The sequence below is a fragment of the Dehalococcoides mccartyi CG5 genome, from assembly GCF_000830885.1.
GTDB lineage: Bacteria > Chloroflexota > Dehalococcoidia > Dehalococcoidales > Dehalococcoidaceae > Dehalococcoides > Dehalococcoides mccartyi_B.
The window spans coordinates 742,894-769,461 of sequence record NZ_CP006951.1 but is presented as its reverse complement, the minus strand read 5'-3'; the positions used below and the strand labels follow the sequence as shown (position 1 = coordinate 769,461).

General features: G+C 45.8%; 25 protein-coding genes and 2 tRNA genes. 16 read left to right on the top strand and 11 right to left on the bottom strand.

Going from position 1 to position 26,568, the window contains the following annotated elements:
• Window position 1 precedes the first annotated feature (1 nt).
• Together recJ and fabF are read right to left on the bottom strand one after the other, a co-directional pair.
• A complete protein-coding gene (gene recJ, locus X794_RS04075) occupies window positions 2-1,702 on the bottom strand; it encodes a single-stranded-DNA-specific exonuclease RecJ (protein ID WP_011309405.1) in 1,701 nt (566 codons plus the stop codon).
• A complete protein-coding gene (gene fabF / locus X794_RS04070) occupies window positions 1,686-2,954 on the bottom strand; it encodes a beta-ketoacyl-ACP synthase II (protein ID WP_011309404.1) in 1,269 nt (422 codons plus the stop codon). The genes recJ and fabF overlap by 17 nt, the downstream gene beginning before the upstream one ends.
• Window positions 2,955-3,042: 88 nt before the next feature.
• Here fabF and mtaB point away from each other — a divergent pair, with 88 nt between their 5' ends.
• Entirely contained in the window at window positions 3,043-4,293 is a 1,251-nt protein-coding gene (gene mtaB, locus X794_RS04065) for a tRNA (N(6)-L-threonylcarbamoyladenosine(37)-C(2))-methylthiotransferase MtaB (RefSeq protein ID WP_011309403.1), read from the top strand.
• A 53-nt stretch (window positions 4,294-4,346) separates the two neighbouring features.
• Here the strand turns inward: mtaB and X794_RS04060 are convergent, their stop codons facing one another.
• Together X794_RS04060 and hisF are read right to left on the bottom strand one after the other, a co-directional pair.
• The gene (locus X794_RS04060; RefSeq protein WP_011309402.1) at window positions 4,347-5,399 is read right to left on the bottom strand and encodes a DUF128 domain-containing protein; all 1,053 of its coding nucleotides are present in this window, start codon (window positions 5,397-5,399) and stop codon (window positions 4,347-4,349) included.
• A 58-nt stretch (window positions 5,400-5,457) separates the two neighbouring features.
• Window positions 5,458-6,264, bottom strand: a complete 807-nt coding sequence (hisF, locus tag X794_RS04055) for an imidazole glycerol phosphate synthase subunit HisF (RefSeq protein WP_011309401.1) — start codon at window positions 6,262-6,264, stop codon at window positions 5,458-5,460.
• Between the two features lie 173 nt (window positions 6,265-6,437).
• On the opposite strand from hisF, the gene X794_RS04050 reads away from it, so the two are divergent.
• The 4 genes from X794_RS04050 to X794_RS04035 all read left to right on the top strand — a co-directional run bounded on the left by X794_RS04050 (window position 6,438) and on the right by X794_RS04035 (window position 7,925).
• Window positions 6,438-6,722 carry a Smr/MutS family protein gene (locus X794_RS04050; RefSeq protein WP_226988215.1) on the top strand — a complete coding sequence of 95 codons (285 nt, stop codon included), beginning with the start codon at window positions 6,438-6,440 and terminating at the stop codon, window positions 6,720-6,722.
• Between the two features lie 71 nt (window positions 6,723-6,793).
• Window positions 6,794-6,869: transfer RNA gene (locus X794_RS04045), tRNA-His, on the top strand.
• A 15-nt stretch (window positions 6,870-6,884) separates the two neighbouring features.
• Window positions 6,885-6,960 (top strand) — tRNA-Arg (locus X794_RS04040).
• 194 nt (window positions 6,961-7,154) lie between these two features.
• Window positions 7,155-7,925, top strand: a complete 771-nt coding sequence (locus X794_RS04035) for a zinc-ribbon domain-containing protein (RefSeq protein ID WP_011309399.1) — start codon at window positions 7,155-7,157, stop codon at window positions 7,923-7,925.
• Between the two features lie 97 nt (window positions 7,926-8,022).
• Here the strand turns inward: X794_RS04035 and X794_RS04030 are convergent, their stop codons facing one another.
• The 5 genes from X794_RS04030 to X794_RS04010 form a co-directional block, all read right to left on the bottom strand.
• Window positions 8,023-8,601, bottom strand: coding sequence for a superoxide dismutase (locus X794_RS04030; protein WP_011309398.1), 579 nt, complete (start codon window positions 8,599-8,601; stop codon window positions 8,023-8,025).
• A gap of 29 nt (window positions 8,602-8,630) precedes the next feature.
• Window positions 8,631-9,458, bottom strand: coding sequence for a ferritin-like domain-containing protein (locus tag X794_RS04025; protein WP_011309397.1), 828 nt, complete (start codon window positions 9,456-9,458; stop codon window positions 8,631-8,633).
• Window positions 9,459-9,510: 52 nt separating this feature from the next.
• Complete coding sequence (locus X794_RS04020) at window positions 9,511-9,999, bottom strand: Hsp20/alpha crystallin family protein (RefSeq protein WP_011309396.1); 489 nt, start codon at window positions 9,997-9,999, stop codon at window positions 9,511-9,513.
• Window positions 10,000-10,096: 97 nt separating this feature from the next.
• Window positions 10,097-12,583, bottom strand: coding sequence for a heavy metal translocating P-type ATPase (locus X794_RS04015; protein WP_011309395.1), 2,487 nt, complete (start codon window positions 12,581-12,583; stop codon window positions 10,097-10,099).
• Between the two features lie 9 nt (window positions 12,584-12,592).
• Window positions 12,593-12,847, bottom strand: coding sequence for an SHOCT domain-containing protein (locus X794_RS04010; protein WP_011309394.1), 255 nt, complete (start codon window positions 12,845-12,847; stop codon window positions 12,593-12,595).
• A 168-nt stretch (window positions 12,848-13,015) separates the two neighbouring features.
• On the opposite strand from X794_RS04010, the gene X794_RS04005 reads away from it, so the two are divergent.
• Entirely contained in the window at window positions 13,016-13,399 is a 384-nt protein-coding gene (locus X794_RS04005) for an iron-sulfur cluster assembly scaffold protein (protein WP_011309393.1), read from the top strand.
• Window positions 13,400-13,615: 216 nt separating this feature from the next.
• Window positions 13,616-14,104 carry a CBS domain-containing protein gene (locus X794_RS03995; protein ID WP_011309391.1) on the top strand — a complete coding sequence of 163 codons (489 nt, stop codon included), beginning with the start codon at window positions 13,616-13,618 and terminating at the stop codon, window positions 14,102-14,104.
• On the opposite strand, the gene X794_RS03990 is transcribed toward X794_RS03995, so the two are convergent.
• Together X794_RS03990 and iorA are read right to left on the bottom strand one after the other, a co-directional pair.
• Window positions 14,101-14,694, bottom strand: a complete 594-nt coding sequence (locus X794_RS03990) for an indolepyruvate oxidoreductase subunit beta (RefSeq protein ID WP_011309390.1) — start codon at window positions 14,692-14,694, stop codon at window positions 14,101-14,103. The genes X794_RS03995 and X794_RS03990 overlap by 4 nt on opposite strands.
• Before the next feature lie 4 nt (window positions 14,695-14,698).
• The gene (gene iorA, locus X794_RS03985) at window positions 14,699-16,495 is read right to left on the bottom strand and encodes an indolepyruvate ferredoxin oxidoreductase subunit alpha (RefSeq protein WP_011309389.1); all 1,797 of its coding nucleotides are present in this window, start codon (window positions 16,493-16,495) and stop codon (window positions 14,699-14,701) included.
• Between the two features lie 330 nt (window positions 16,496-16,825).
• On the opposite strand from iorA, the gene X794_RS03980 reads away from it, so the two are divergent.
• The 9 genes from X794_RS03980 to X794_RS03940 all read left to right on the top strand — a co-directional run bounded on the left by X794_RS03980 (window position 16,826) and on the right by X794_RS03940 (window position 26,562).
• Complete coding sequence (locus X794_RS03980; protein WP_011309388.1) at window positions 16,826-18,718, top strand: AMP-binding protein; 1,893 nt, start codon at window positions 16,826-16,828, stop codon at window positions 18,716-18,718.
• Window positions 18,719-18,727: 9 nt separating this feature from the next.
• Window positions 18,728-19,612, top strand: a complete 885-nt coding sequence (locus tag X794_RS03975; RefSeq protein WP_011309387.1) for a branched-chain amino acid ABC transporter permease — start codon at window positions 18,728-18,730, stop codon at window positions 19,610-19,612.
• A 2-nt stretch (window positions 19,613-19,614) separates the two neighbouring features.
• Window positions 19,615-20,667 carry a branched-chain amino acid ABC transporter permease gene (locus X794_RS03970; protein WP_011309386.1) on the top strand — a complete coding sequence of 351 codons (1,053 nt, stop codon included), beginning with the start codon at window positions 19,615-19,617 and terminating at the stop codon, window positions 20,665-20,667.
• A gap of 42 nt (window positions 20,668-20,709) precedes the next feature.
• Window positions 20,710-22,002 carry an ABC transporter substrate-binding protein gene (locus X794_RS03965; protein ID WP_011309385.1) on the top strand — a complete coding sequence of 431 codons (1,293 nt, stop codon included), beginning with the start codon at window positions 20,710-20,712 and terminating at the stop codon, window positions 22,000-22,002.
• 88 nt (window positions 22,003-22,090) lie between these two features.
• Window positions 22,091-23,377, top strand: a complete 1,287-nt coding sequence (locus X794_RS03960; protein ID WP_011309384.1) for an ABC transporter substrate-binding protein — start codon at window positions 22,091-22,093, stop codon at window positions 23,375-23,377.
• Between the two features lie 20 nt (window positions 23,378-23,397).
• On the top strand, window positions 23,398-24,189 hold the full coding sequence (locus X794_RS03955; RefSeq protein ID WP_011309383.1) for an ABC transporter ATP-binding protein: 792 nt from the start codon (window positions 23,398-23,400) through the stop codon (window positions 24,187-24,189).
• On the top strand, window positions 24,180-25,469 hold the full coding sequence (locus X794_RS03950) for a phenylacetate--CoA ligase family protein (protein WP_011309382.1): 1,290 nt from the start codon (window positions 24,180-24,182) through the stop codon (window positions 25,467-25,469). The genes X794_RS03955 and X794_RS03950 overlap by 10 nt, the downstream gene beginning before the upstream one ends.
• Before the next feature lie 9 nt (window positions 25,470-25,478).
• Window positions 25,479-25,745, top strand: a complete 267-nt coding sequence (locus X794_RS03945) for a hypothetical protein (RefSeq protein WP_011309381.1) — start codon at window positions 25,479-25,481, stop codon at window positions 25,743-25,745.
• Window positions 25,732-26,562, top strand: coding sequence for an ABC transporter ATP-binding protein (locus X794_RS03940; RefSeq protein WP_011309380.1), 831 nt, complete (start codon window positions 25,732-25,734; stop codon window positions 26,560-26,562). The genes X794_RS03945 and X794_RS03940 overlap by 14 nt, the downstream gene beginning before the upstream one ends.
• Window positions 26,563-26,568 lie beyond the last annotated feature (6 nt).

Here is a 26,568-nt window from a genome sequence, read left to right as displayed (position 1 = left end):
ACTAAATCTTGGTACCTGAGGGTGCCATGTCAATTATCTTCAGGCGGAGGGTGTCTGTTCCGCACCATTTATCCAGTTCAAGATTATACACTATATCCACCGGGGATTGGAGAAAACTGCTTAGTTCTTTGGCTTGGCGGAATGCCACCCCGTCCCAGAAACGGCCTTTGTGTTTTATACGTAGTTTTAGGTGTTCGTTATTACTGCCCATTGACCGGTAATCAGTAATATTCAGCCCGCGGCTGAGGAAAACAGGCTTCGGGTTTGCCTCTCCGAATGGAGCCAGACGCTCAAGTTCGCGCAAAGTGGCCGGGCAGAGCAGGCTTAAGTCTGTGTCAATATCAATATCTATAAACGGCTTTAATTCCATACCGCTAAGGATTTCTTCGGCGTAAGCGGAAATGCCTTGTACAAACGCATCCAGATTTTCTATGGGCAATGTGAAACCTGCCGCTTGGGCATGTCCGCCAAAATGGCTGAACAGGTGGGCAAAGTGGTTGAGCGCCTGAATAATATTGAAATCCGGTATGCTGCGGCAACTGCCGGTAGCAGAATCAGCATTGGTCTTGATGACAATAGACGGGCGGTAGTATTCATCTGAAAGCCTGCCTGCCACCAGTCCGCTGATACCTTGAGGGCATTCGGCATCACTGAATATGAGCAGAGCAGGCGGGAACTGGGTATCAAGCATAGCTCTGGCTTTTTCTACAAAACGAACGGTTAGTTGCTGGCGTTCGGTATTTTTGTTTTCCAGCCAGAGTGCCAGTTCCTGAGAATCACTTATAGTAGTGGCGGTAAGCAGTTTGTATCCGGCCATAGCGTGTTCCAGCCGTCCGGCCGCATTCAGGCGGGGTGCCATTATCCATGAAATGCTTTCCGGCTCTATTTCCCCCAGATGCAAGCGGCTAAGCTGGGCCATTTCTATTAGGCCGGGGCGGGGTTCTGCATTCAGAAGTTTTACCCCCTCCTTTACCAGATAACGGTTTTCATCCAGAATGGGTACAATATCCGCAACCGTGCCTATGGCTACCAAATCCAGTAAATCTTTGGCTTCATCCTCCCGCCCTAGGTTGCGGTACAAAGCCTGTATAAGTTTATAAGCCACCCCAACTCCGGCAAGCTCTTTACAGGGGTAGGTTGAGCAGGGCATTTTGGGGTTTATAATGGCATATGCAGGCGGCAGTTCGTCCAGCGGGGTGTGGTGGTCTGTGACTATCACGTCCAGCCCTATTTTGTTTGCTCGTTTGATTTCAGGTATGGCGGTAATGCCGCAGTCAGTGCTGATAACAAGAGAAACACCTTCTGCGCGGTGTTTCTCAAGGGCGGATATTTTTAAGCCGTAACCCTCGGTAATGCGGTGGGGTATATATGGTGTTACATTTCCGCCCAAACGGGCAATGCCGGTAGTTAAAACTGCCGTAGCCGTCAGCCCGTCAGCATCAAAATCCCCATAGACTACTATCTTTTCGCCTGCCAGCAAGGCTTTGTAAATGCGGCTGACAGCCATTTCCATATCAGGAAATAAAAACGGGTCATGATTTAAACGCTTGTCTGGCGAAAGAAACAGGTCAGCCGCTTCAATGGTTGTAATGCCCCGGTTATAAAGCAAACGGCTAATCAGGGGCGGATAAGGAAAGTTCTGGCCAGTTTCCTCCGGAAGAGCCGGTTTTAGCTTCCAGAGGCAATTAGCCAATATTTTCATTGCCCATTTCCCTGAGGATAAGCACTGAATTATGCCCGCCGAAACCAAAGGAATTATTAAGGGCAACCTTTACTTTAGCTTTACGGGCGGTGTTGGGAGTGTAATCCAGATCACATTCCGGATCAGGCGTGGTGTAGTTTATAGTTGGAGGGATAATGCCGTTTTTGATAGTCAGGGCGCATATGGATGCTTCGATAGCACCTGCCCCGCCGATAAGATGCCCCAGCATGGATTTTGTGGAACTGATGGCAAGTTTTCGGGCATGTTCTCCGAAAGCCACCTTTATAGCATTGGTTTCCATCTTGTCATTAAGCGGGGTGGAAGTGCCGTGGGCATTAATATAATCCACCGCCTCCGGCTTGATACCGGCTGTTTTAAGGGCGATATTTATGGCGCGTGCGGCTTCAACTCCGGATTCCACCGGCTGGGTGATATGAAAAGCGTCTGATGAACCGCCGTAGCCTATTATCTCGGCAATAATATTTGCCCCGCGGGCCTTAGCGGTCTGCAACTCTTCCAGTACCAGAATAGCCGCACCCTCCGAAATAACAAACCCGTCACGGTTGGCATCAAACGGGCGTGAAGCTGTCTGGGGGTCTTCATTGCGGGTGGAAAGGGCTTTTAGAGCTGAGAAACCGGCAAAACCTACCGGGTTCATTATGGATTCGGCGCCGCCTGCCAGAACGATTTTGGCAGAACCGAAACGTATTTTTTCAAAAGCTGTACCTATGGCATCTGAACCGGAAGAACAGGCAGATGTGGTACAGAAATTAGACCCTTTAAGACCCAGCTGGATAGACACTTGGGCACCGGCCATGTCTGCAATCATCATCGGTACTAAAAAGGGGCTGACTCTGTCCGGCCCCTGTTCCAGAAATACTTTAATCTGTTCAAAGAGAACCGAAAGCCCGCCTATGCCGCTGCCGACAATTACGCCAATATCCTGACTGGTGCTTTCGTCTACGGTTAAGCCTGAATTTTCCAGTGCCTGTTTACCGGCAGCTACGGCCAGCTGAGCAAAACGGTCCATCCGGCGGATATCCTTGCGGGATATATAGTTTGCCGGGTCAAAATCCTTTACCTCTCCGCCAAAGCGGACAGCCAAATTTGATGCGTCAAAAAGGCTGATATGGTCTATACCTGAACGCCCGTTTATCAGGCCTTCCCAGGTGGTTTGGGTATCAAGTCCAAGAGGGCTGACAATACCGATACCGGTTATGACAACCCTGTTTTGGGGCTGGTTATCAGTCATCTGTTCACCTCGGTTGTTAAGTTGGCTATTTATAACACAGGCATATTTTAACTGCAAGTTTAGAAAGGCTTTGGTATAATCTGGTTTGATGTTTAATATAGCTTTAGATACGCTGGGGTGTAAACTTAATCAGGCCGAAACAGAGGCTATGGGGCGTGAATTCGCACAGGCGGGTTACCATTTGGTAAGCCCGCAGGATAATTGGGATATTTATATCTTGAATACCTGTACAGTCACCCATGTGGCAGACCGAAAGGCCCGCTATCAGATGCGGATTGCCCGCCGTCACAATCCAAGCGGCTTTATTTGCCTGACAGGCTGTTATGCTGAAAATGGGGGAAATGAAATAAGTTGCCCTGATGCTAATCTGATACTGGATAACCGGCAGAAAACGGATATTGTTAATAATATTATCAGGCTTTTCCCTCTTGAAAACAGCGCTTCGGCTTTATATGAAAAAGGCAGAACCCGCAGTTTTATAAAGATACAGGACGGGTGTGATAACTTTTGTACATACTGCATAGTACCTTTTGTAAGGCGGTATAAAAACTGCCGCGGGGTGGATGACATAATCAGCGAAATAAACTTGAGACAGGCTGAAGGGTATCAAGAAATTGTGCTTACCGGCACGGAAATAGGTGAGTATACATCCAGCGGGTTTAATCTGGCAGGGCTGATTGAAGCTATACTGGAACGTACCAGAATACCTCGCCTGCGGTTGTCTTCTCTTCAGCCAAACGAAATAACCCTTCCGCTTTTAGCTCTCTGGAAAAACCGGAGATTGTGTAACCATTTTCATATGGCTCTGCAAAGCGGCAGTGACCGCATCCTGGGTTTAATGAATCGCCCTTACAGTCTGACGGACTATACCCGTACATTGGAAGCTATCCGCAGGCAGATTCCGGATGTGGCTGTCACTACCGATATGATAGTAGGTTTTCCTGGAGAAACCGATGAAGATTTTGCATGTAGCTTGAAATATGTGGAGCAGGCAGGTTTTGCACGGGTGCATCCTTTCCCGTATTCCGAGCGTCCGGGTACAATGGCATCACAGCTGACGGATAAAGTAGACCCTGTGGTAATAAAAACACGTCTGTCTGGGATGATGCTTGCGGCCAAAAATGCCAGTTTGGAGTATCGTCACCAGAGCAGGGATTTGGAAAAGGAAGTACTCTGGGAGAACAAAATGAAAGATGGTCTTTGGTTTGGCTATACCCCTGACTATATACGGGTATATGGCAAATTTACAGAAAAGCCGACTAATACTATTTCGCGAGTGAAGCTGGCTAAAGTATATGCTGACGGGGTACTATCCAGTGAAATAGCTTCACAGGTTTAGTGCTGTAAACGGGTTGTATTTATAAAAACAGTACCCTTACAGATAGTGTTTGTTTAAACAGGTTTCTTAAGCCCCGCCGCCTCCCAGTAGCTTGTAAAACTGCTGTAAGGTACCAAGCCGCTCATGGCATGGCTGGCGGCCGGTATATTACTTTCTACCGCCGAGGCTACCGGGTTAAGCCCGCCCATCATTATCATACCCACCTTGTTCAGGCCTACCGGCATCTCACAGATGGATTTACCGGCTTCACCTATCACCAATACCCCGTTAATCCCCGCATTTTTCAGCTTGGCTATTATCTTTTCAGCCAGCGGCAGGCTTACGGCGGGTATTTCACGGAAATTACATAATACTTTACCCTCACCCCTTCGGGCTACCTCTGAAACACTGGTCATTCGGCTGGCAATAAATATTTCAGACGGGTCCAGCGATGACCCTGTATAATAAATCATGTCTGTAAAGCGCCAGGGTTTGTGCTGATGGAACTGCAGAGTGCCCCCGAAACGTGAATCCATAGGGATACCGGCCTTGAGAAGCGTGCCGTTTATTACAATGGAACAGACAGTAGCAAAGGCAACCTGTCCTTCGGGGACGGTAATATCCGAAATCTTGTCCCCTTCATGTGCAATGCAAACCAGATCACTTACACATAAATTGGCTTTGTATGCCTGTGCCATAGCCCGAAGTGCCGGTTTGAATTGGTCCTTGGCAAAGAAGGATATATTCACCGGCACCATACCGCTAAGGTTGTCTAAATCAAAATCCGTCATATAGGCCAGACGTTCAATCTTGTCGATTACAAAACCTACTTTGTCAGTGACCATGGCATTCCCCAGTTCCTCAAGACCAAGCTGGGTAATGCTTCTGCCGTCACGGCGGCTTATTTTGCAGCTCATATTTCTTTCATCAAGCAATATCAGGTGATAACGGACTGCCCGCTCTGAAAGGTCAATACCGTATTCATTCTTCAGTCGGCGGGCAATAATCTTGCTGCCAACAGGAGTCTGGCAACTGGCCAAAACACGTAAAATGGCTAATTTTTCACGTTCTACTTCGCGCCCGTCTTGTTTTATCAAATTCATCCTCGGTGTAAGGTTTTTATTCATTGTAACAGCGCCCGTTATCTTCGGCAACAGGTTGCCGTAATGTCTTATAAATATTATACTATTTGCTTTTAGAAGGGGATGTATATTTTTTGTGCGGTATATTTACCGGAATACCTTTTGAATGCAAATATGTTTTCAGTTCCGATATGTTTATGATGCCGGAATGAAATACTGAAGCCGCCAGCACAGCCTGAGCCTTGCCTTCGATTATGGCAGCATACATATCCTCCAGCTTGCCGGCGCCCCCGGAAGCTATTACCGGTATGCTTACTGCCCGGGTTACAGCTCTAATCATTTCCAGGTCAAAACCGTCTTTGGTTCCGTCTGTATCCTTGCTGGTAAGCAAAATAGCACCTGCCCCCAATGCTTCCACCTGTTTTGCCCAGTCCACCAGTTCCAGATTGTGTGTATCATCACCATTCGGCATAACAGTTTCAAGACGGGAGTGTCCGTTTCCCGGTGGATTTTTGATACCGTCTATAGCTACTATTATCCGTTCACTGCCGAATCTGGCTACCGCCTTACGAATAAATTCTTGATTTTGGGGAGTAATGGTATTTAACGCTACTTTGCTTACGCCCAGAGTAAACAGATTTTCAATATCCTGAAGGTTTCTGATGCCCCCGCCCGCAATTAAGGGCAAACTTGTTTTGGATATAATCTTTTTTACCCAATCCGTATGGATAGAACTATTTTCAATAGTGGCTGTTATATCCAGAAAAGCCAACTCATCTGCCCCTTGTTTGGAATAAACAAAAGCCGCTTCAGCCGGGTCTCTGGCATCGGCCATATCTGTAAACTTGATTTCTTTGACCACGCGGCCATCTTTGACATCTAAACAGGGGATAATTTTTATCGGTTTCAACTTGTCACCAATATGTATTATTTTAGGGCAAAGTATTTCAATGCAGGTATATTTATTAACCCATAAGGGAATAGTATGTCATTTGAAGGTTTAAAGTAAAGGCGGTTACTTGATAATATACGGCAACATTACCGTAATATTGCCCGCACATGGGCATGATGCTAAGATATCTTATGCCATATAATTTGAAGCGAAGCCGCCCTGACAACGTTCCCAATGAAATAAGCCTGCGTCACCTGACTGTTGATGAGGCCTTGCCGGCCTTTAAACAATACTTAAATGATGCGTTCATGGCAGGGCATATGGTTATAAAAATTATACACGGAAAAAGCGGCGGTGTAATCCGCGGGCTGGTTTGGGATGAACTAAAAGGGCATTCGCTTGTTCAGTCTTACCGTTTAGGAGAGTATGGAGAGGGCGGTTCGGGCGTAACTATCGCTTATCTGGAAAGGCGTTAAAGCTAAATTTGCCAGTTTCAAGAATAAATTGAAATGATAGGCCAGTTTTGGCTATAATACGGGTGGTTTTGGTGAGTGTGGCCTAGCGGTTAAGGCACCAGGTTGTGGCCCTGGAGATCGTGGGTTCAAGTCCCATCACTCACCCCATTTTCAAAGCGGCCTGCGCCTATAGCTCAGTGGATAGAGCATCGGTCTTCGGAACCGAGGGTCGTGGGTTCGAATCCCTCTAGGCGCGCCAAAATTAAAGCTAAATTTAAGCCCCTGGCACTAAAATGCTGGGGGCTTTTTTGTTGTTGCTATAACTAATGGCAAATATATATTTATAGATTTAAGTATTGGTTTGGTCTGAAAATATTCATTATGAATATCTTGACAGCTATAGCTAACGCAAGACTATAATACCCAAGGTATCCAAATATGAGAGGTTAGAAGATGTCGTATTGTCCAAAATGCGGAAACGCCATGTCTGATGATGATTTATTTTGTAAATCATGCGGTGCAAAACAGGAGAAAATGCAACTGACTGAAGACAAAACTGTAATAACCCAGCCGGCGGCAGTTGAGCAAATTGCCCCAAAAACACCCATGGGTGAAACAGGTGTATCATCATTTTCAAATGGTGCTTCCGTATGGAGCCCTGCACCCCAAAAGAAAAAAACCAACATGCCGGTTACACTGCTTTCGGCTTTCTTGGCATTAGCTATCATAAGCACTGGGTTTTTAGGCTATAAGTATATAGATGACAGTAATACTATTGATACCCAGCAAGAAACTATTAGCGGGCTTAATGCAGATAAGACCGGATTGCAGTCAGACCTTGCTGCTGCCCAGAGTACTATTCAGGATGTAAACAACCAGCTTAGTTTATCTGAAGCGCAATTAGCAACTACCGAAGATGAGCTTTCAGCCATTCAGGCAAAATATCCGCTTAGAAATTTTGAGTCTCTTAATAAACTACAACTGTGGGCAAGCAGCCATAAACAAACTGAATATAGTTACGCTGATGACCAATATGCTACTGCTCTGAGAGTACAAAAAGCGGCTATGGAAGACGGATATCTGGTATCTGCCTGTATTTCATGGGGGCATGCAGATGGATATTCTTATATACTATGCGAAGCTATGGTAGGGACAACAGTCTATTATTGGTTTCCTGAAACCGGTATCGTGCAATCCTATATGACTGATATACCGGTTGACTAACTTATAACCGTTTTAGGGTTTCAAAATATACCAGAAGTGTATGCCAAAGGGCAGTATTTCTACTGCCCTTTGGTTTTTTGGGATATTAAGAATAAGTTTATATCAGGAAACGTTTTTCCACCTCAGACCAGTTTATATTTTTTATAAAGGCAGCAATGTATTCTGCTCGTTTCAGCCCGTAATCTGTCAGGAAGGCATGTTCAAATACGTCTATTACCAGTATCGGGGTGGCACCTGCCAGATGCCCGGCTTCATGCTCGTTTATCCACTGGTTAAACAGGCGTCCGGTCTGAGGGTCTTTATAGAGTATTACCCAGCCTATGCCCCGCATAGCGGAGGTAGCTTTAAAGTCTGCTTCCCAGAGCTGGTAACTACCGAATTCTGCTGCCAGTGCCTGGTAGAATTTGCCCGTTTCTGATAGGGGTACAGATTTTCCAAGGTTAGAAAAATAGTATTCGTGCAAACGCATACCGTCAAATTCAAACCCGAAACGGCGTTTGAGCTCAGCATATTCCGGCGTAGCTGTTTTACCTTCCTCAAGCATGGCCTTTAAAGTATCCGCAAGTTTGTTGGTGTTGTTTACATAACCTTGGTATAAAGTAAAATGGTTTTTAAGCAGGGTATCAGAAAACCCTTCAATACCAGTCAGGGCAGAATAGTCACGTGCAGTGTACATAGCCTGTTCCTCCGAAGTGTAATATATTTTTATTCCAAAAGGTCTTTGAATATTTCAGCGTGGTAACGTTCGTGGGTTGCCAGCTTCTGGAAAAGTTCTTTGACATCACTTTCGTTTGTTTGGGCAGCAGATTGGTCATATTTATCGGCTACCTTGTGTTCTAACTCTATGTCTGCCTTGAGCATTTTGGTATGATCACGGGTTTTTTCAAATTTATCATGTTCCAGATGGGGGTGGCCTTTTTTATCTATCATTTTTTCTGACAGCCAGCCCATGTGCTGCATTTCGTTTATAGCCTGATCCTGAAGTTCTTTTCGGGTTTCTTCGTTTTTAGCTGAGTAAGATTGAAGCAGATACTGGATGATAACAGTGTATTCGTGTTTTATGCCCCAACTCAGGTTTTCAGTGGTAATATTAGATGTATCTCCGCGGCGGTCCACCATTTTTTCGCGCAGGGTTTTTTCAACAAAATGCTTGAAATCACCCTGATGGGATTCTTCATCTGCGAGTATGCGTTCTAACAAGCGCTTAATCTTGGGGTCATCAATGAGTTTTATATGCTCGCGGTATTGGGTAATGGCCCCATTCTCAAGCCCCACATTAGCCTGCATCCATTCAGATACAGTCTTACCGGTCATATCCATCATGCCGCGTTTAAAACTCAGTTCGCCGCCCAAAGTTGTGATAGCTTCTGCAAGCCAGTCCAGATGGCGCATTTCTTCACGGGCAATGGCTTCTATTTCACAAGCTACCTCACCTTCGCCGATAGCATATGCATGACCCAGATATTGGATAATGGCTCCATGCTCATCTTCCATATCTTTTGTGAGTAGCTCTATGGTTTTTGATTTTTCCATTGGAGTCCTTTCTCTATTTGGATTATTTAGAGCGGGCAGTGTATAGCCATTGTCAGGATTGGGCTTTAGGTTTTATGGATTGGGTATTAAGGTCAGTTTTTTTGGGTTTGGCGGCCTTGATTACCGAAACTTTTTTGGGTTTGGCCTCAGATGACTTGGGTATGGTAATTTCCAGAATGCCATTATCCAGAGTGGCAGCAATATTCTGAGGGTCGGTATTATTGGGCAGGGTCATAGAGCGTGAGAAACTGCCGTAACTCCTCTCACTGAAATAATAGTTCTCTTCTGATATTTCGCAATCGCACTTTTTTTCACCTTTTATGCTGAGAACGTTATCAGATACCGAGACTTCAATATCCTCTTCGTTTATTCCGGGCATTTCTGCTTTTATCAGATATTTGTCTTTGAGTTCTACCATTTCGGTTGCCGGCAGCCAGTCACGTTCATTAGTAAGCATGTTCCAGAGGCCGGGACTGAGTACTTCTCGGAAAGGACGCCAGGGGCGAAGTGACCAACCGGGTTGCCATCTTTCCAGAGTCATAATCATACCTCCTTTTATGCCCGCTCATTATCCATATAAAAAGTATGACACGCAGGCAAAAATGTCTCAATACGTATCACTACTTATAACGTATGTATTATTGCTTCGGATAGCTACTTAGTTTTAGACTTCGCAAGCGGAGAGAGTTGCCGACTACGGTCAGAGAGCTGATAGCCATGGCCAGAGCCGCCAGTATGGGGTTTAAAAAGCCGTATTCCCCCAGAAAGAACCGCAGGGGTTGAGGCACGCCATTCTGGCTGAAAAACAGGTAGAGTACACCGGCTGCTACCGGAATCAGAATAATATTATAGAAGAACGCCCAGAAAAGGTTCTGGCGGATAGTATTTAAAGTTGCCTTGCTCAAACGAATAGCTTTGGTAATGCCGAAAAGATCACCTGAAATAAGGGTGATATCACCAGTTTCCATAGCTATATCAGTGCCGGTGCCAATGGCTATGCCTACATCTGCCTTAGCCAGTGCCGGGGCATCATTGATACCGTCCCCCACCATCGCTACAAAGTGACCTTTTGCCTGAAGGTCTTTTATCAGATTAGACTTGTCTTCGGGTTTGACCTCAGCTATATATTGGTCTATACCCAACTCATCTGCAATACGTTTGGCTGCCCGGTGGTTGTCACCTGTGAGCATAATCGGATTAAGTTTGTTTGCTTTCAGTTCGGCAATAACCGCAGCAGATTCGCGTTTCAAAATATCCCTGATGGCCACAATACCCTCAGGTTTGCCATCTACAGCTACGAAAATAAGGCTTTCCCCCGCTTCCCAGAGTTTATCAGCTTCAGCTTGATATGCACCCAGTGATATATTATTGGACTGCATCAGGTTGGCGTTGCCAATGAGTATTTGGGCGCCGTTTATGGTAGCTTTTAGCCCTGCGCCCGGCAAAGCGGAAAATTCCGACGGGTTTGAAAGTTCAAGTTTTTTGCGTACAGCTTCTTTCAAGATAGCTTTGGCCAGCGGGTGCTCGGAAAACTGTTCGGCAGAAGCAGTCAAAGTTAAAAAGGCATCTTTATCCAGACGGTGGCTTACCAGATTGCTCAGTACCGGTTTGCCGCGGGTAAGGGTGCCTGTTTTATCCAGTACAATAGTATCCAGCTTATGCATTTTCTCAAGAGCTACTGCACTGCGAATAAGTATCCCGTTTTCAGCCCCTTTTCCCATGCCGACAATCAGGGCTGTAGGTGTGGCCAGCCCCAAAGCACACGGGCAGGCGATAATCAGTACTGCTATCAGGTTCAAAAATGCATAAGTAAAAGATGGCTCAGGCCCTAAGGCCAGCCAGAAAACAAAGATCAATATAGCTATTCCTATAACCGCAGGCACAAAGACCGAGGCTATTTTATCTGCCAGACGCTGAATAGGGGCTTTGCTACCCTGAGCTTCCTCAACCAGACGGATTATACGGGCAAGTGCGGTATCTGCCCCAACTTTTCGGGCTTCATATGTAAACGCACCGGTTTGATTGAATGTACCGCCAATGACATTATCACCGGTCTTTTTTTCAGACGGAATACTTTCGCCGGTTATCATAGATTCATCCAGACTGGAATAACCCTCCAGTATCAGTCCGTCTACCGGCAGTCTTTCACCCGGGCGGATAACAATCTTATCGCCTGCCATAACTTGGCTGATGCTTACCAAAATCTCCTTTCCGTCTTTGATAACTGAGGCAGTATTAGGCTGCAGACCTATCAGACGGCGAATGGCATCAGAGGTACGCCCTCTGGCACGGGATTCCAAAAAACGCCCGGTCAGGATAAGGGCGATAATCATGGCGGAGGTGTCAAAGTACAGGTGTTTTTCCAGCAGGGGCGAATCAAATAAAGATGGAAATAGCAAAGCTATCAGGCTGTACAGATAGGCTGCGGAAGTACCCAGTGCTATAAGGGTATTCATATCTGTAGTACGGTTTTTCAGGGCGGAAAATGCCCCCCTGTAAAAACGTATACCTGCCCAAAACTGAACAGGCGTTGCCAGCAGGAACATTAAAATTTCCTTACCGCTGAATGCAGGCAGGAAACCGGTTATCATAAGACATATTCCAAGTAGCAAAGCGACGGAAAGTTCCCGTTTCAATTTACGGGTTTCGGCATCTTCTGATCGGGAAAGTTCATCCTGAGGCGTTTCTTCAGGCAAAAGTTCATAACCCATATTGCTTATAGACTGGCTGAGTTCGCGGAAAGTAATGGAGTCCAGATATTCTACACTGGCAGTCTGGTTAGCCAGATTGACACTGGCATTAATTACGCCGACGGTATTCTTCAGAGCTTTTTCTGCCCTGGCTACACAGGATGCACAGTGGAGGCCTTTTATGGGGAAAATGGATTTGCGGCTGATAATGCCATAACCCAAATCAGTGATAATTGACTTGATATCTGCCAGATTGATAATGGAAGGATCATAATTAAATATAAGCTTGCCGGAGGCGAAATTCAGTTTGGGGTTTATTACCCCGGCTGTTTTTGACAAACGGCCTTCTATACCGGCGGCACATCTGGTACATGACATGCCGCTTATACCTGTAATTATCTTGGGCAGAGTATCTGTCAGGTTATTTTCAGGCATTGCTTTGGGCTAAGACAAGAGGTCTTTTTTCATTTGATCAAATTCTTCCTTGGTTATCTCGCCCTTTGCATAGCGTTCTTTCAATATTTCCATGTAATGGGTTTTATTGGTTGCAGATGAAACGGAAGATGCAGTCTGCCCTTTTTTAGTAAGGTGGATAATGCCCCAGATAATTACTCCGATAATAGCACACCAGAAAATGACCATGAAGATACCGCCAAAAATCATCCAGCCCCAGCCAGCACTTGACCAATCAAACATCATGGTTTTGGCCTCCTCGGCATATTTTGTAATATTATAGCACACAAGATATGGTTTAAGGTTTGACTGTTAAGCTTAAAAAGTATGTGTTAAAATTATATAAGAGTTAAGTTTTGCTTTTTGGTTTTTCTATTGTTATCCTAATAGTATCCGGGGAAAAGGGGATGTGATATGACTTTGTACTTTGAAAAGGTTATGGAATATTTCGTTAATCCTCTTAATTCAGGTGAAATGGAAAATCCTGACGGGATAGGCAGGGCCGGCAATGCCGTTTGTGGCGATGTTACTGAATTTTACATAAGGGTTAAAGATAACCGTTTGGTAGAAGTTAAGTTTAAAACTTATGGCTGCGGGGCGGCTGTAGCTATATCCAGTTTGGTAAGCCTGATGGCTACCGGCAAGACAATTGAAGAAGCCATGAAGATTGATAACAAGGCAGTAGAGGCTGAAATAAAGGGGTTGCCCCAGAACCGTAACCATTGTTCCCAAATGGGGCCACAAGCCTTGCACAGCGCTATTGCCGACTATAAAATCAAAGTTCAGGCCAGAGGTTAATATGACACACTCAAATTCCGGTAAAAATCCTGCTGCTTGCCCATATTGTGATATTACTACTGAAACTGAAGCACGCATGCCTTTCTGCAAAGCCTGCAAGCTGTCACTTTTTTATTGCCCCGCTTGCGGTGGGTTGTTTGGACGGGGAGAATCCTGTTGCCCCCATTGCCAGGCAGAGATAACTGTACAAAAAGAAAAATAGACGGGTGAGGGATTTTGGAAAACGTTATCGTCAGTGAACTGTGTGAAAAGATATCCGACAAGCGGATGGTTAAAGATGATATGGGTATTGAATATGCCATAAAGGCTTTTGCTGCTCATACGCACACCCACGTCCTTTTCGTGGTAAATAAAGATGGCATTTTGACCGGGGTTGTTAAACTTAAACAGCTGCTTGAATGGGTAAAAGTGAAGCTGAATATTGTGTCTGAAAAACATATCGTGACCCGTTCGGATGCTTTTGAAGTACTGCGACTCAGCCAGTCATGCACTATTAAAGAAATAACTTCCGAAATTATCAGCGTCAAACAAACCGATGCCATTGCTCATGCCATAAACCTGATGGCAGACAAGGAAATGGTAGAAATGCCGGTAATAGATGATGCAGGCAAACTGGTGGGTGAACTGAGAATTTCAGACTTGCTTTCAAAGCTTTTGGTAGATATTGCATCTGCCGAATCTGATAATACTTGCTCCCTGAGTTAGCTTTGCTTAGCGGACGCTGTGTATCCCGCTGAAAATGCTTTCAAATTTGCCTCAAGTAACTTTGGCGGAAGGCGTTTCTTTATAGCCTCGGTTAGTATTTCAAAATCAAAGGGCAGATAACGGGCGGCATATCCCAGAAGGTATATATTCAGCATTTTAGGATTGCCCAGCTCTTTGACTGCCTGATTTGCGGCTATAAAATCCACTTTTATACCTAAGCGGGTATATCCGTCCAGTATTTCGGCATCTGAAGGGTATTTTGACAGGCCCAGACTTATGGAAGCCGGAGGCATGGCCATATCATTTATAACCGCTTTGGTTTGTGAACCCAGATACTCCATATAGCGGGCAGACTCCAGTTTTTCAAAGGCAATAATAAGGTCTGTTTGCCCTTTTGAAATAAGGGGAGAGCGGACTTCCTTAGCAAAACGGAGGTGGCTGACTACACTTCCTCCGCGTTGAGCCATGCCGAGCGTATCAGTCTTTTTGACATCATAGCCGGCGGCCATAGCCGCATCGCACAGCACATTACTTGCCAGTATGACTCCCTGTCCCCCCACGCCCACAATCAATATATCAAACTTTTTCATAAACTTACGCCGCCTCATTGGTTTTAATGGCTTTTTTGGGGCAGACCTGATGGCACAGGTTGCAGTTATTGCCGGTACAAAGACCCTGGTCTATAAATAGCTTATCACCCTCACGCTGGATAGCCGGACAGCCTAAAAGAAGACAGGCGTCACAGCGGTTGCACAGGCCGGTGTCTATAATATTGGGCAAGGAACGTTTACGGCAGATTACATTGCATTCCCCGCGTACAATTATCACATTCAGTTCCCCGCTGGATATCGCATTCTTCAGCCCGTTTCTTAGGGATTTCAGGTCAAAAGCAGGGATAATTTGGAGGTTTTTTATGCCCGCTCCCTTTACCAGTTCTTCCAGATTCACTTCGGTAACTGTTTGACCACTTGCGGCAATACCGCAACCGGGGTTTCCCTGATGGCCGGTCATGGCGGTGGTGCGGTTATCCAGTATAAGTATGGTTATCCGTGACTGGTTATAAACCGCATTAATTAGACCATTTATACCGGAATGCATAAAGGTGGAGTCACCTATAATGGCTATAACTGGCTCGGTCAGGCCCGATTTTTCCATACCTACCGCCTGGCTGATGCTTCCGCCCATGCAGCCACAGGTATCCATAGCTGAAAGCGGGGGGTAAGCACCCAGAGTGTAACAGCCTATGTCACCTGCAAGTACCAGCTTGGGCTCACGTTTGGGTTTGCCGGGCAGAGCCGAACGCTGCCCCAGTGTGCTAAGGGTAAAAAATACGCCGGTATGCGGGCAACCGGCACATAAAAGCGGCGGCCGCTTGGGAAAGTCTGAAGTGGCAGGTTTAAACAGAATATCTTTTGGTTCAGGTAGTATGCCTGCCTTTACGGCAGAAGCACGGATGATATCCGGGTTCAGTTCGCCGCTGCGGGGTACATATTTTTTGCCTATTGCCGAAATACCCATGCGGCAGAGAGCATCTTCAATAACTGAATCCAGTTCCTCTACAACAAATATAGTTTCAACACTCTGGCTGAATTCTTTTATAAGGTTTTTTGGCAAAGGGAAAGTCATACCCAGCTTCAGGAAAGAAGCTTCAGGGAAAACTTCTCTGGCATACTGAAAAGCAATGCCGCTGCTTATAATACCCAGTTTGGCATTTCCGGGTATGTATTTGTTAAAGGGGCAGGTTTCGGCATATTCGCCTATCAGTTCTTCCCGTTTAAGTACCTTCGGCCACTGCATGCGGGCAGCGGTGGGTACCATAACCAGTTTAGAGGCGTCGTGTTTGAAGCTTGGCAGGGTAGGTACCTGTCTTTCGGAGAGGGTTTCTACCAGAGAACTGGAATGGGAAACACGGGTAGTACTGCGCAGAATTACCGGAGTGTCAAAATGTTCGCTTAGCTCAAATGCCAGAGCCATATAATCATAAGCCTCCTGGCTGTTTGACGGCTCAAGCACCGGCATTTTTGAAAGATGTGCATAGTGGCGGGTATCCTGTTCGTTCTGGGATGAATGTATGCCGGGGTCATCCGCTACTATTATGACTAATCCACCCTTTACACCGGTGGTGGAAACAGCCATAAACGCATCGGCGGCTACATTGAGGCCTACGTGTTTCATGGCAGCCAGTGCCCGTACCCCGGTGTACGATGCACCGGTAGCTACTTCTACGGCTACGGCTTCGTTAGATGACCACTGGGTATGTATATCTGGAAATTTAGCCAGATTTTCCATTATTTCGGTACTGGGAGTGCCGGGATAGGCAGCGGCCAGTTTAAGACCTGCGTCATACGCACCTAAGGCTAAAGCTTCATTGCCGGATAATAGCTTTTTCAAGACCTTGTTCTCCCGTTGGATAATAGTTCTAGAATAATCAATAGCTTTCGGCTTGTCAATCAGGCAGTATTTATACGCTACTGACCAACTATTAGAATATAAAAGAATATTGTTTGACACCTATTTGTTCCTGTGTTACACTACGCCAATGAAATACGCAGGCTACACTTATTTTTGCTTCATGTTTACCGGGCGCACCCTGTGTGCGCTTTCGGGGGTAGCTGATGAGTAAAAATAGGTAAACCGATTTATAGGTAACAGTGTTTTACAGACTCACCTCCCCCACGCGGGAGGTGAAGTTTTTTAGGCAGATAAATAAAGAGGGTTGTTATGGCTGAAGTAGACACGATACCCAAACTGGTAAAACATAACGCCGAGCAATGGGGCGATAAGCCTGCCATGTGTATGAAAAATCTGGGTATATGGCAAAAATATACCTGGAGTGATTATTATCAAACCGTAAAATATTTCGGTTTGGGTTTGCTTAGCCTGGGTACCAAACCTTCCGACCGGGTGGCTATTATAGGCGATAATGAACCCGAATGGTTTTGGGCGGAATTTGCCGCCCAGTCTATTGGTGCAATTCCTACCGGTATATACGTTGATTCCATACCTGACGAGGTTAAATATATTGCCAGCCATGCTGAAGTAAGAGTGGCAGTGGTAAATGACCAAGAACAGGCAGACAAATTTCTTGAGCTGCTGCCCGAATTGCCAAACTTAATTAAGATTATTTACTGGGATCCCAAAGGGCTTAAAAACTACGATGACCCCATGCTTGTAAGCTTTAAAGAAGTAATAAAGCTGGGCAGGGAATACGAAAAAGCCAACCTAGATTTATTTGAGCGACTGCTAGATACTACCAAACCAGATGATATAGCCTTTGTTTATTACACTTCAGGTACTACCGGCCTGCAAAAAGGGGCTATGCTCAGCCACCGTTCCCTTATTACTACTGCAAAGGGTTTTGTTGCCCGTTACCCGCTGAGTTATAAAGACGATCTTATTTCCAATTTCCCTGCCTCATGGGTGGGGGACAGTTTTTTTGCCACTATACCCCACATTCTCTCCGGGGCACGCCTGAATTTTCCTGAAGAACCGGAAACGGTAGCCGAAGATACCCGTGAGATTGGGCCTAATTTCGTCATATACGGCCCGCGTCAGTGGGAGAGTCTGGTAAGTGAGATACAGGTAAAAATAATGGACGCCCACCCCTTGAAACGTTTGGCTTATAAAGTGCTTTCACCCGTGGGATATAAAATGGCCGAAAAAACTCTCACCGGAGGCAAGCCCGGTTTGCCTCTCATGGTAGGCCATAAAATAGCAGACGCTCTGCTGTTTCATCCTTTGAAAGATAAACTTGGAGTCAGCAAGGTAAGATTCGGGGTTACCGGAAGTTCGGTGCTTTCGCTGGATACTTTTAAAATGATACATTCCATGGGTATTGAGCTAAGGCAGAATTATGCTTCAACTGAAGCCGGGTTTATTTCTTCCCATGGGAAGGGTGATATAAGCTTTGAAAGTGTGGGACGGCCGGCGCTTGGTACTGAGGTACGCCTGACAGATGAAGGTGAACTCCTTATCCGCAGTGACTGTATGTTCAGCGGCTATTACAAAGATCCTGAGAGAACTGCCCAAAGTTTTCGGGATGGCTGGTTTGCTACCGGTGATGCTGTAAATATAAACGAAAAGGGTCACCTGATATTCCTTGACCGCCTTAAGGATTTGGGAGTGCTGGCAAACGGGATAAAATATGCCCCTCAGTATATTGAAGGACGCTTGCGTTTCAGCCCTTATATAAAAGATGCCATGGTAGTTGGCGGTGAAGACAAGGAATATGTAACCGCTATTATAAATATTGATTTCACTATGGTAAGCAAATGGGCACAGAAAAACCGTTTGAATTTCACTACCTTTGTAGATCTTTCCCAGAAAAATGAAATAGCTGATTTAGTGGCCAAAGACCTTATGAGGGTAAACAGTTATTTGCCGGAAGGCTCTAGGGTAAGGAAATTTGTTTTGCTGCATAAAGAGTTTGACCCCGATGAAGCTGAACTTACCCGTACCCGAAAACTTCGGCGGGGATTTGTATCCGAAAGATATAAAGACCTGATAGATGCCATGTACCATCTGAATAAGGAAGTAAAGGTGGAAGCGGCGGTAACCTATCGGGACGGACGCAAGGGTGTGGTAACTACCAGTATAAAAGTAAGGTCTTTGTAGGCGGAGATTATGGCAGATTTATTACAATATATAATAACCGGCATTACAGTCGGTCTGGTATACTCTCTGATTGCTCTGGGTTTTACCCTTATCTGGAAATCCTCATCGGTAGCCAATCTGGCACTGGGGCAGATGGTTCTTATATGCTCGTGGTTTACCTACAGTATGCTGGCACAGGTAGGCATGCCCCTTTGGCTGGGATTTATCTGTGTGGTTTTATTTGCACTGGCTTTGGGCTGGCTGATGGAAAGAATTATCCTCAGACCGCTTATCGGCCAACCTATTCTTTCATTGGTTACAGTGACACTGGGGGTGGGATTTTTCCTTGAGGGTGTAGTCAGTTTTGTCTGGCCGCAGAGCGTGGCAGCTATGCCGAAAATATTCCCCGAAACGCCTATCCATATCGGTTCAGCTGTTATCTCGCAGGAATATGTGTGGGCGGCCGGCATATCTTTACTGCTTTTTGCCCTGCTGACCATCTTTTTCAAATATCACAAAATGGGTGTAGCCATGAGGGCTACTGCTGATGACCAACAGGCAGTTCAGGCCTGCGGCATACCCGTAACCCGTATATTCTCACTGTCATGGATGCTGGCCATAGTTTTAGCGGCAGTGGGCGGGGTATTAATGTCCAGTATCGGCGGTATCACTCTGGGGCTGGTGGAAACCGGTATCAAGGCCTTTTCAGTGGTGATACTGGGCGGACTTGATTCGTTCCTGGGTGCCATGATAGCCGGACCTATAATCGGTTTGGCTGAAAATCTGGGAGGCGGTTATCTCACTGCCCTTACCTGGCCGGGTGTCAAGGAAGTGATACCCTTTATCATCATTATCATAGTAATGTTCATCAAGCCGTATGGCCTGTTTGGGCAGGAACGCATCGAGAGGATATAGCCATGGATTTACCTTGCGGAACGCGTAATTTTAGCTATAAGACGGATATGGCAATTTTCCGTACCAAAACCCACTGGGCCATGCTTATAGGTTTTTTGATACTCCTGTTCAGCCTGCCTTTCAATATCAACAGTTACTGGCTGGGGATATTAAACCTCATAGGCATTACAGTTATTGCCGCCGCCGGCTTAAATATATTGATGGGATATTGCGGCCAGCTTTCGGTAGGTCATGCCGGCTTTATTGCAGTAGGGGCATACACCACCGCTATTTTGGCAAATAAGCTGGGTGTGCCTTTCCCCTTTGATATGATAGCCTCAGGCATTATGGCCGGGCTGGTAGGTGTTTTGTTCGGGTTGCCTTCCCTGCGGGTAAAAGGGTTTTATCTGGCCATTTCTACCATTGCCGCCCAGTTCATTATTATCTGGGTAATAAACCACTGGTCAGGTCTGACCGGCGGTTTCAACGGCATTGTGATACCTCCAATCAACCTTTTTAACTTTGACTTTACTACTCAGGGCAGCCAGTTTTTCATCATTATGCTGGTGGCGGTTTTGGCTATCTTCTTTATGAAAAATATTGCCCGCACCCGTATAGGACGGGCATTTGTAGCCATACGGGATAATGATTTGGCGGCCGAGGTTATGGGTATAAATGTATTTAGATACAAGCTTCTGGCATTTTTCATCGGATGTTTTCTGGCTGGTGTGGCAGGTTCGCTCATGGCTCACTGGATAGGTTATTTGACGGCTGAAAACTTCACTCTGTCAGATTCTATTTTGTATGTAGGTATTGTGATTATCGGCGGATTGGGTACAGGGGTAGGCCCTATATTAGGGACACTGTTTATCCGCCTGCTTCAACAGGGAGTGCAATATGTATCTCCCCTTATGGGCTCTGCTTTTCCGCAGTTGCCATCCGGGTTTGCAGCCGGGCTTGGGCCTATGGTCTTCGGTCTGGCAATCGTCTTGTTCCTGGTGCTTGAACCAAGGGGCCTCGCCCATCGCTGGCAGTTGTTCAAGTCATCTTACCGGTATTGGCCTTTCTCGTATTAGGCGAAAAAATAGGAAATTAGAAAAGAAGGAGGAGCATAAATCATGTTAGGGCAAAACCGTAAACAATTGATAAAGAGGGGAGCTTTATCCTTTTTTAGTATGCTCCTTTTGCTTTTTTCGGTGGCGGCGGGGGGATGCGGCACAAGCGAGACTGATGTCAATAATCCTGACGGAACTGTAAAACCCACTTTAAAAGTCGGTTTTTCCATACCTTATACCGGTCCTGCGGCTGAAAAAGGCTCTGTGATGGGGAATGCCAAACTGGATGCAATCAAATACATAAATGAGGAATTGGGCGGCGTAAACGGATACCAGATAGAAGTCCTTTGGCGGGATACCAAATATGATTCTTCACTGGCGGCTACTATTGTGCAGGAAATGATGGATAAAGAATGTTTATTCTTCACCACCTGCGCCTCAAAAGAAATGCAGGCCTCTATGGAGATTGCCAACAGGGCAAATTTCCCCGGTTTTACTGTCTTCAGTTCGCCTGTTTGCACCCATCCGCCGAAGCATATATATGCACAGCTTCCGGATTACGGTGACAGCTGGGCATCTTTTGCCAAATATTACATGGAGAATATCTGGCAGGGAGAGGGTACTCCCAAGATGGCTCTTATGATACTCCAGAATCCTACCGGTTACGGTGCTCGTGATGCGGCAAACGCTTTGGCTGCTGATTTAGGTATAGAAATAGTGGGTGTTTACGAACACTCTGCCACTATCACTGATGATACGGCTAATCTGATAAACCTCAAGGGGCAAAACCCTGATGTAGTCTTTATTTCCAGCACTCCTCAACCCACGTCTGTTATTATCAAACAGATGAACCAGATGGATATTTATCCCGGAGTGACTATAGGCTGTGGTCATGGGGGATTCACCAAAGCCCTGATAGATTTGGCCGGAGTGACCAATACCGAAGGGATTTATGGTGTTTATCCCACCGTAAACTGGGATGAAGATGTGCCGGGAATGGCTAAAATGAAGGAATACTGCCTGAAATATCACCCTGACAACTATGGCAATATGGATTATATCGCCTCATGGTCTGAGGGTTTGATGGTGGCGGAAATACTTCGTTTGGCACTTATAAATACCCCCGGAGGCATAGATAATCTGACTCCTCAGGCTATTGAAGAATACGGAATAAAGAAACTTAACGGTTATGCCGTGGGTGGTCTGCAAGGACCTGTTTCATACTCAAGCGGAGATAACCGCCTGGCAAAAGCTGTTCGGGTATTCCAGATATCAGGTGGTGTTATGCAGGTCTTGAGTGACTGGGTGGAAGCACCGCTTATCAGATACGAGGATTTTAGCTGGTTTGGGAGCTAAACCAGCTGTAAACGGGTACAGGGGGATCTGCGGGGAGTTGTGTTGCGAAGCTTAATAATAGATAATATAGCCTCAAAGGAGGGATCTGATGAGACTAGGAAAATCTGAAATCGGCTTTAGAATATTTATGGCTTTGGTGCTTACCCTTGTACCCGTGGTTTTAAGCGGATGTAATCTGGATAATATCACCGGTAATAACAATAATGACCCTTTGGTGACCAATAAAACCCTAAAAGTTGGTCTTAGCGTGTGCTATACCGGCCCGGCTGCTGAAAAAGGCACACCTCAGGGTAATGCCAAACTGGATGCTATAAAGTATATTAATGATGAACTAGGCGGGGTAAATGGATATAAAATTGAGCCTATATTCCGTGATACCAAATATGACACTGCCATAGCGGTAACCGTAATAAATGAGTTTATTTCTTCAGAATGCCTTTTCTTTACCACCAACTCCTCAAAAGATATGCAGGCATCCATGGAAATAGCCAACCGAGCGGGTTTTCCGGGTTTTACCACTTTCAGTTCACCCTCTCTGACCCATCCGCCCCAGCATATATATTCCCAGCTGCCGGATTATGGTGATGATTGGGTAGCCTTTATGAAGTATTATATGGAAAATATCTGGCAGGGTGAGGGTAAACCAAAGGTAGCCCTGATGATACTTCAAAATCCCACCGGTTACGGTGCGCGTGATGCCGCAACCGCTATGGCTGCGGAACTGGGAGTAGAAATAGTAGGTATATACGAACATTCCACCACTATTAATGACGATACCGCAAATCTGTTAAACATGAAAAACCAGAATCCTGACATAGTATACATCTCCAGCACTCCTCAGCCGACATCCGTTATAGTCAAGCAAATGATTGAGCTGGGTATTTACCCCGGTGTCCAGATAGGATGTGGTCATGGCGGCTTTACCCAATCATTGGTAGAGCTGTTAGGAGCAGACAAAGCTGAAGGGATACTGGGTGTATATCCTACTGTGAGTTGGGATGAAAATGTTCCAGCCATGGCCAAAATGAAGGAATACTGTCTGAAATACCACCCTGAAAATTATGGCAACATGGATTATATCGTTTCATGGTCAGAGGGTTTGATAATTGCTGAAATATTGCGTCTGGCCATAGAGAATTCACCCGGCGGCGTTAATTCCCTGACACCTCAGATTATTGAAGAATTCGGCATAAAAAGGTTGAACGGGTATGACGTGGGAGGGCTGCATGGTCCTGTTTCGTACTCGGTCGGAGATAACCGCTTGGTAAAATCTGTTCGGGTTTTCAAAATTGAAGATGGTCAGCTTAAGGTAATAAGCGGCTGGATAGAAACACCCAGTATTGCTTATGAAAATTTTGACTGGTTTGGCAAATAGCGAAAGGTAATATTTTATCTATGCTCAAAGTAAATAACATAGAGGTTACCTACCTGAACGTTATCAAGGTGCTTCACGGTGTTTCGCTGGAAGTGCCGGAGAAGTCTATTGTGGCTTTGCTGGGTGGCAACGGTGCCGGTAAAACCACCACACTCAAAGCTATTTCCGGCCTGCTGCACACTGAAGAAGGGCTGGTCACAGACGGCAATATAGAGTGGGACGGCACGCGGATTGAGAAAAAAAATCCGGAAGCTATCGGCAAGCTGGGTATAGTTCAGGCTTTGGAAGGCCGACATGTTTTTGAGCACCTTACCACCGAGGAGAACCTGATTGTAGGGGCTTTTAACCGGAAAGATCGGCAGAATATTAAACCGGATTTATCTATGGTATATGAATATTTCCCCCGCCTGAAACATGTTCAGCATAATACAGCCGGATATCTTTCCGGCGGGGAACAGCAAATGTTGGTTATCGGGCGTGCCATGATGGCACGCCCCAAACTGATGATGCTGGATGAGCCTTCACTTGGTTTGGCACCGCTTATGGTCAAAGAGATATTCGGCATTATCAAAAGATTTAACGAAGAACAGGGCACGTCCGTACTACTGGTTGAGCAAAATGTAAAAGTTGCCCTATCCATTGCCCATTATGGCTACGTGCTGGAAAACGGGCGAATAGTGCTGGATGGGGATACTTCGTTTTTAACCAATAACGAGGATGTTAAGGAATTTTATATGGGGCTTTCCACGGTGGGCGCTAAAAAAAGCTATCGTGAGGTCAAACATTACAAGAGGCGTAAAAGATGGCTTTAGAAAATGGCAAGAACAACCACTTTGACAAGCTGGAGGCGATGGGGCTTGACGAAAGGGTTGAATTTCTGAATAACAGACTGAAGGAAACTACTGTCTACGCATATGAAAATTCGGCAGCAACCAAAGCGATTTTCCAAAAGGCCGGGCTTAAACCGGATTTGATACGCAAAGTGGAAGATCTGGAGAGGTTGCCCATTATTCGTAAAGCAGACCTTATTGAGATGCAGAAACAAAACCTGCCTTATGGCGGTTTTCTGATGATACCTGAAGATAATATTGAACGCATATTTATTTCACCCGGTCCTGTTTATGAACCACTGCACACCAGCACTATTCACTGGTTTGGGCGTTCTTTCTGGGCAGCCGGTTTCCGCAAGGCTGATATAGTTATAAACACCTTTACCTATCACCTGTCTCCGGCAGGCATACTTTTCCACGAAGGATTGCGTGACTGCGGGGCTACCCCCATTGCTTCCGGCACAGGCCATACCGAGATGCAGATTAAAACAATTCAGGAGCTGAAAGTAACCGCATTTGTAGGTACTCCCAGCTATCTGCTGAGCCTTCTGGGCAAGGCCGAAGAGATGGGATTGGATGTTAAAAAGGACTTGAATCTTAAACGTGCTTGGTTTACGGGCGAGATGCTTACATCTTCCACCCGAAAGACGCTTGAAAAAGATTATGGTTTAGAGACTTTTCAGGCGTACGGAGTGACCGAAACCGGCGGTTGTCTAGCCTATGAGTGCGAAGAAAAAAACGGCCTGCACCTTATGTCTGATGAATATGTAGTGGAAATAGTAGACCCCAAAACAGGTAAACAACTGCCCGAAGGGGAAGTTGGTGAAGTGGTGGTTACTCCGGTGAATAACAAGACCTGGGGATTGATGCGTTTTGGCACCGGTGATTTGTCCTGTTTGAAAAAAGAGAAATGCAGCTGCGGACGTACTGCATATAAACTCAGCGGCATAATAGGGCGGGTAGGTGATGCAGTAAAAGTACGGGGCATGTTTGTGGTTGGCAAGCAGACCGAAGATGTCTTTAAGCTTTTTCCTGAAATAGTCCGTTACCAGATAAAAATAAACCGCCCGGCAAACAGGGATGAACTGACGTTTGTCTGTGTGCATGATGAGAAGGAATTTGATGCTAAAAAGCTGTCTGATGAACTGAATAAAAAATTTCAGGACAGGTGTCTTTTAAAAGCAGACCACATAGAATTTGTACCTGCAAGTGTTCTGGCAAACGAAACAAAACTTATGCTGGACGAACGCAAGTGGGATTAGGGGAAATATATGGCTGATTGGCAGATTACCGCCTGTACCATACTCTGCGAAGCGGTTTGTGATGAGATAACCATAATAGTAAAAGAAGATGGTTCTGTACGTTGCACCGCTTTTGACACCTATGGTTCGCCCTCCCGTGATACCCTGAAAGAGATGGCTAAAAAGGCTAAGAAATGCGGACATAGCTTAAAATGCGAAGGCCCTCTGTGCCACAGGGTCATTAACTATCGGGATAAAATTATGAATGAGGAGAGGCAACAGAATGAGTCCGGATAATGCCAAGATAAAAATAGATAACCTCTCACTTTCATTTGGCGGTATAAAGGCCTTGAAGGAAATTAATCTGGATATTTATGATAACCAGATAACAGCCATAATTGGCCCAAACGGAGCCGGCAAGACCAGCCTTTTAAACTGTATTAACGGTTTTTACAAACCTCAGGCAGGCAGTATTGTTTATAACGGGCACAATATAGCCCGTATCCGCCCTGACCGGGTGGCAAAAATGGGCATTGCCCGTACTTTTCAAAATATTGAGCTTTACTCAGGCTTGACCACCCTTGAAAACCTGATGGCCGCCCGACACATATTTATGAAACAGAACTTTCTGACCGGCGGAGCTTATTTTGGGCCGGCCCATAAAGAAGAAATAGAACATCGCAAGATAGTTGAAGACATTATAGATTTTCTGGAGATAGAGCCCGTCCGCAAAAAGGTAGTCAGCATGCTGCCGTACGGTATGCGAAAACGGGTGGAACTGGGCAGAGCTTTGGCTCTGGAGCCTCAGGTACTGCTGCTGGATGAACCCATGGCTGGCATGAATCTGGAAGAAAAAGAAGATATTGCCCGTTTTATTGTAGACATATTTGAAGGGCAGGGTGAGACTTATCCTGATACGCCCATACTTCGTGACGGGGTAAAGTGCATCGTGCTTATTGAGCATGACATGGGTGTAGTAATGGATCTGGCTGACCGTATTGCGGTGCTGGATTTCGGACGCAAAATAGCCGAAGGCAAACCCGAAGAAATCAAGAATAATACCCATGTGATAGCTGCTTATCTGGGTGATGATGAAACATCTGCTCAGGCTTAGTCTAGG

Bases quoted from the DNA above. Each gene is read 5' to 3' on its own strand.
- X794_RS03955 (WP_011309383.1), top strand. From the start codon at position 23,398: ATGCTCAAAGTAAATAACATAGAGGTTACCTACCTGAACGTTATCAAG.
- X794_RS04060 (WP_011309402.1), bottom strand. From the start codon at position 5,399: ATGAATAAAAACCTTACACCGAGGATGAATTTGATAAAACAAGACGGG.
- mtaB (WP_011309403.1), top strand. From the start codon at position 3,043: ATGTTTAATATAGCTTTAGATACGCTGGGGTGTAAACTTAATCAGGCC.
- X794_RS03970 (WP_011309386.1), top strand. From the start codon at position 19,615: ATGGATTTACCTTGCGGAACGCGTAATTTTAGCTATAAGACGGATATG.
- X794_RS03965 (WP_011309385.1), top strand. From the start codon at position 20,710: ATGTTAGGGCAAAACCGTAAACAATTGATAAAGAGGGGAGCTTTATCC.
- X794_RS04035 (WP_011309399.1), top strand. From the start codon at position 7,155: ATGTCGTATTGTCCAAAATGCGGAAACGCCATGTCTGATGATGATTTA.
- X794_RS04010 (WP_011309394.1), bottom strand. From the start codon at position 12,847: ATGATGTTTGATTGGTCAAGTGCTGGCTGGGGCTGGATGATTTTTGGC.
- X794_RS03960 (WP_011309384.1), top strand. From the start codon at position 22,091: ATGAGACTAGGAAAATCTGAAATCGGCTTTAGAATATTTATGGCTTTG.
- fabF (WP_011309404.1), bottom strand. From the start codon at position 2,954: ATGACTGATAACCAGCCCCAAAACAGGGTTGTCATAACCGGTATCGGT.
- X794_RS04030 (WP_011309398.1), bottom strand. From the start codon at position 8,601: ATGTACACTGCACGTGACTATTCTGCCCTGACTGGTATTGAAGGGTTT.
- X794_RS03945 (WP_011309381.1), top strand. From the start codon at position 25,479: ATGGCTGATTGGCAGATTACCGCCTGTACCATACTCTGCGAAGCGGTT.
- X794_RS04025 (WP_011309397.1), bottom strand. From the start codon at position 9,458: ATGGAAAAATCAAAAACCATAGAGCTACTCACAAAAGATATGGAAGAT.
- X794_RS04015 (WP_011309395.1), bottom strand. From the start codon at position 12,583: ATGCCTGAAAATAACCTGACAGATACTCTGCCCAAGATAATTACAGGT.
- X794_RS04020 (WP_011309396.1), bottom strand. From the start codon at position 9,999: ATGACTCTGGAAAGATGGCAACCCGGTTGGTCACTTCGCCCCTGGCGT.
- X794_RS04005 (WP_011309393.1), top strand. From the start codon at position 13,016: ATGACTTTGTACTTTGAAAAGGTTATGGAATATTTCGTTAATCCTCTT.
- X794_RS03940 (WP_011309380.1), top strand. From the start codon at position 25,732: ATGAGTCCGGATAATGCCAAGATAAAAATAGATAACCTCTCACTTTCA.
- recJ (WP_011309405.1), bottom strand. From the start codon at position 1,702: ATGAAAATATTGGCTAATTGCCTCTGGAAGCTAAAACCGGCTCTTCCG.
- X794_RS03980 (WP_011309388.1), top strand. From the start codon at position 16,826: ATGGCTGAAGTAGACACGATACCCAAACTGGTAAAACATAACGCCGAG.
- X794_RS03990 (WP_011309390.1), bottom strand. From the start codon at position 14,694: ATGAAAAAGTTTGATATATTGATTGTGGGCGTGGGGGGACAGGGAGTC.
- X794_RS03950 (WP_011309382.1), top strand. From the start codon at position 24,180: ATGGCTTTAGAAAATGGCAAGAACAACCACTTTGACAAGCTGGAGGCG.
- X794_RS04050 (WP_226988215.1), top strand. From the start codon at position 6,438: ATGCCATATAATTTGAAGCGAAGCCGCCCTGACAACGTTCCCAATGAA.
- X794_RS03975 (WP_011309387.1), top strand. From the start codon at position 18,728: ATGGCAGATTTATTACAATATATAATAACCGGCATTACAGTCGGTCTG.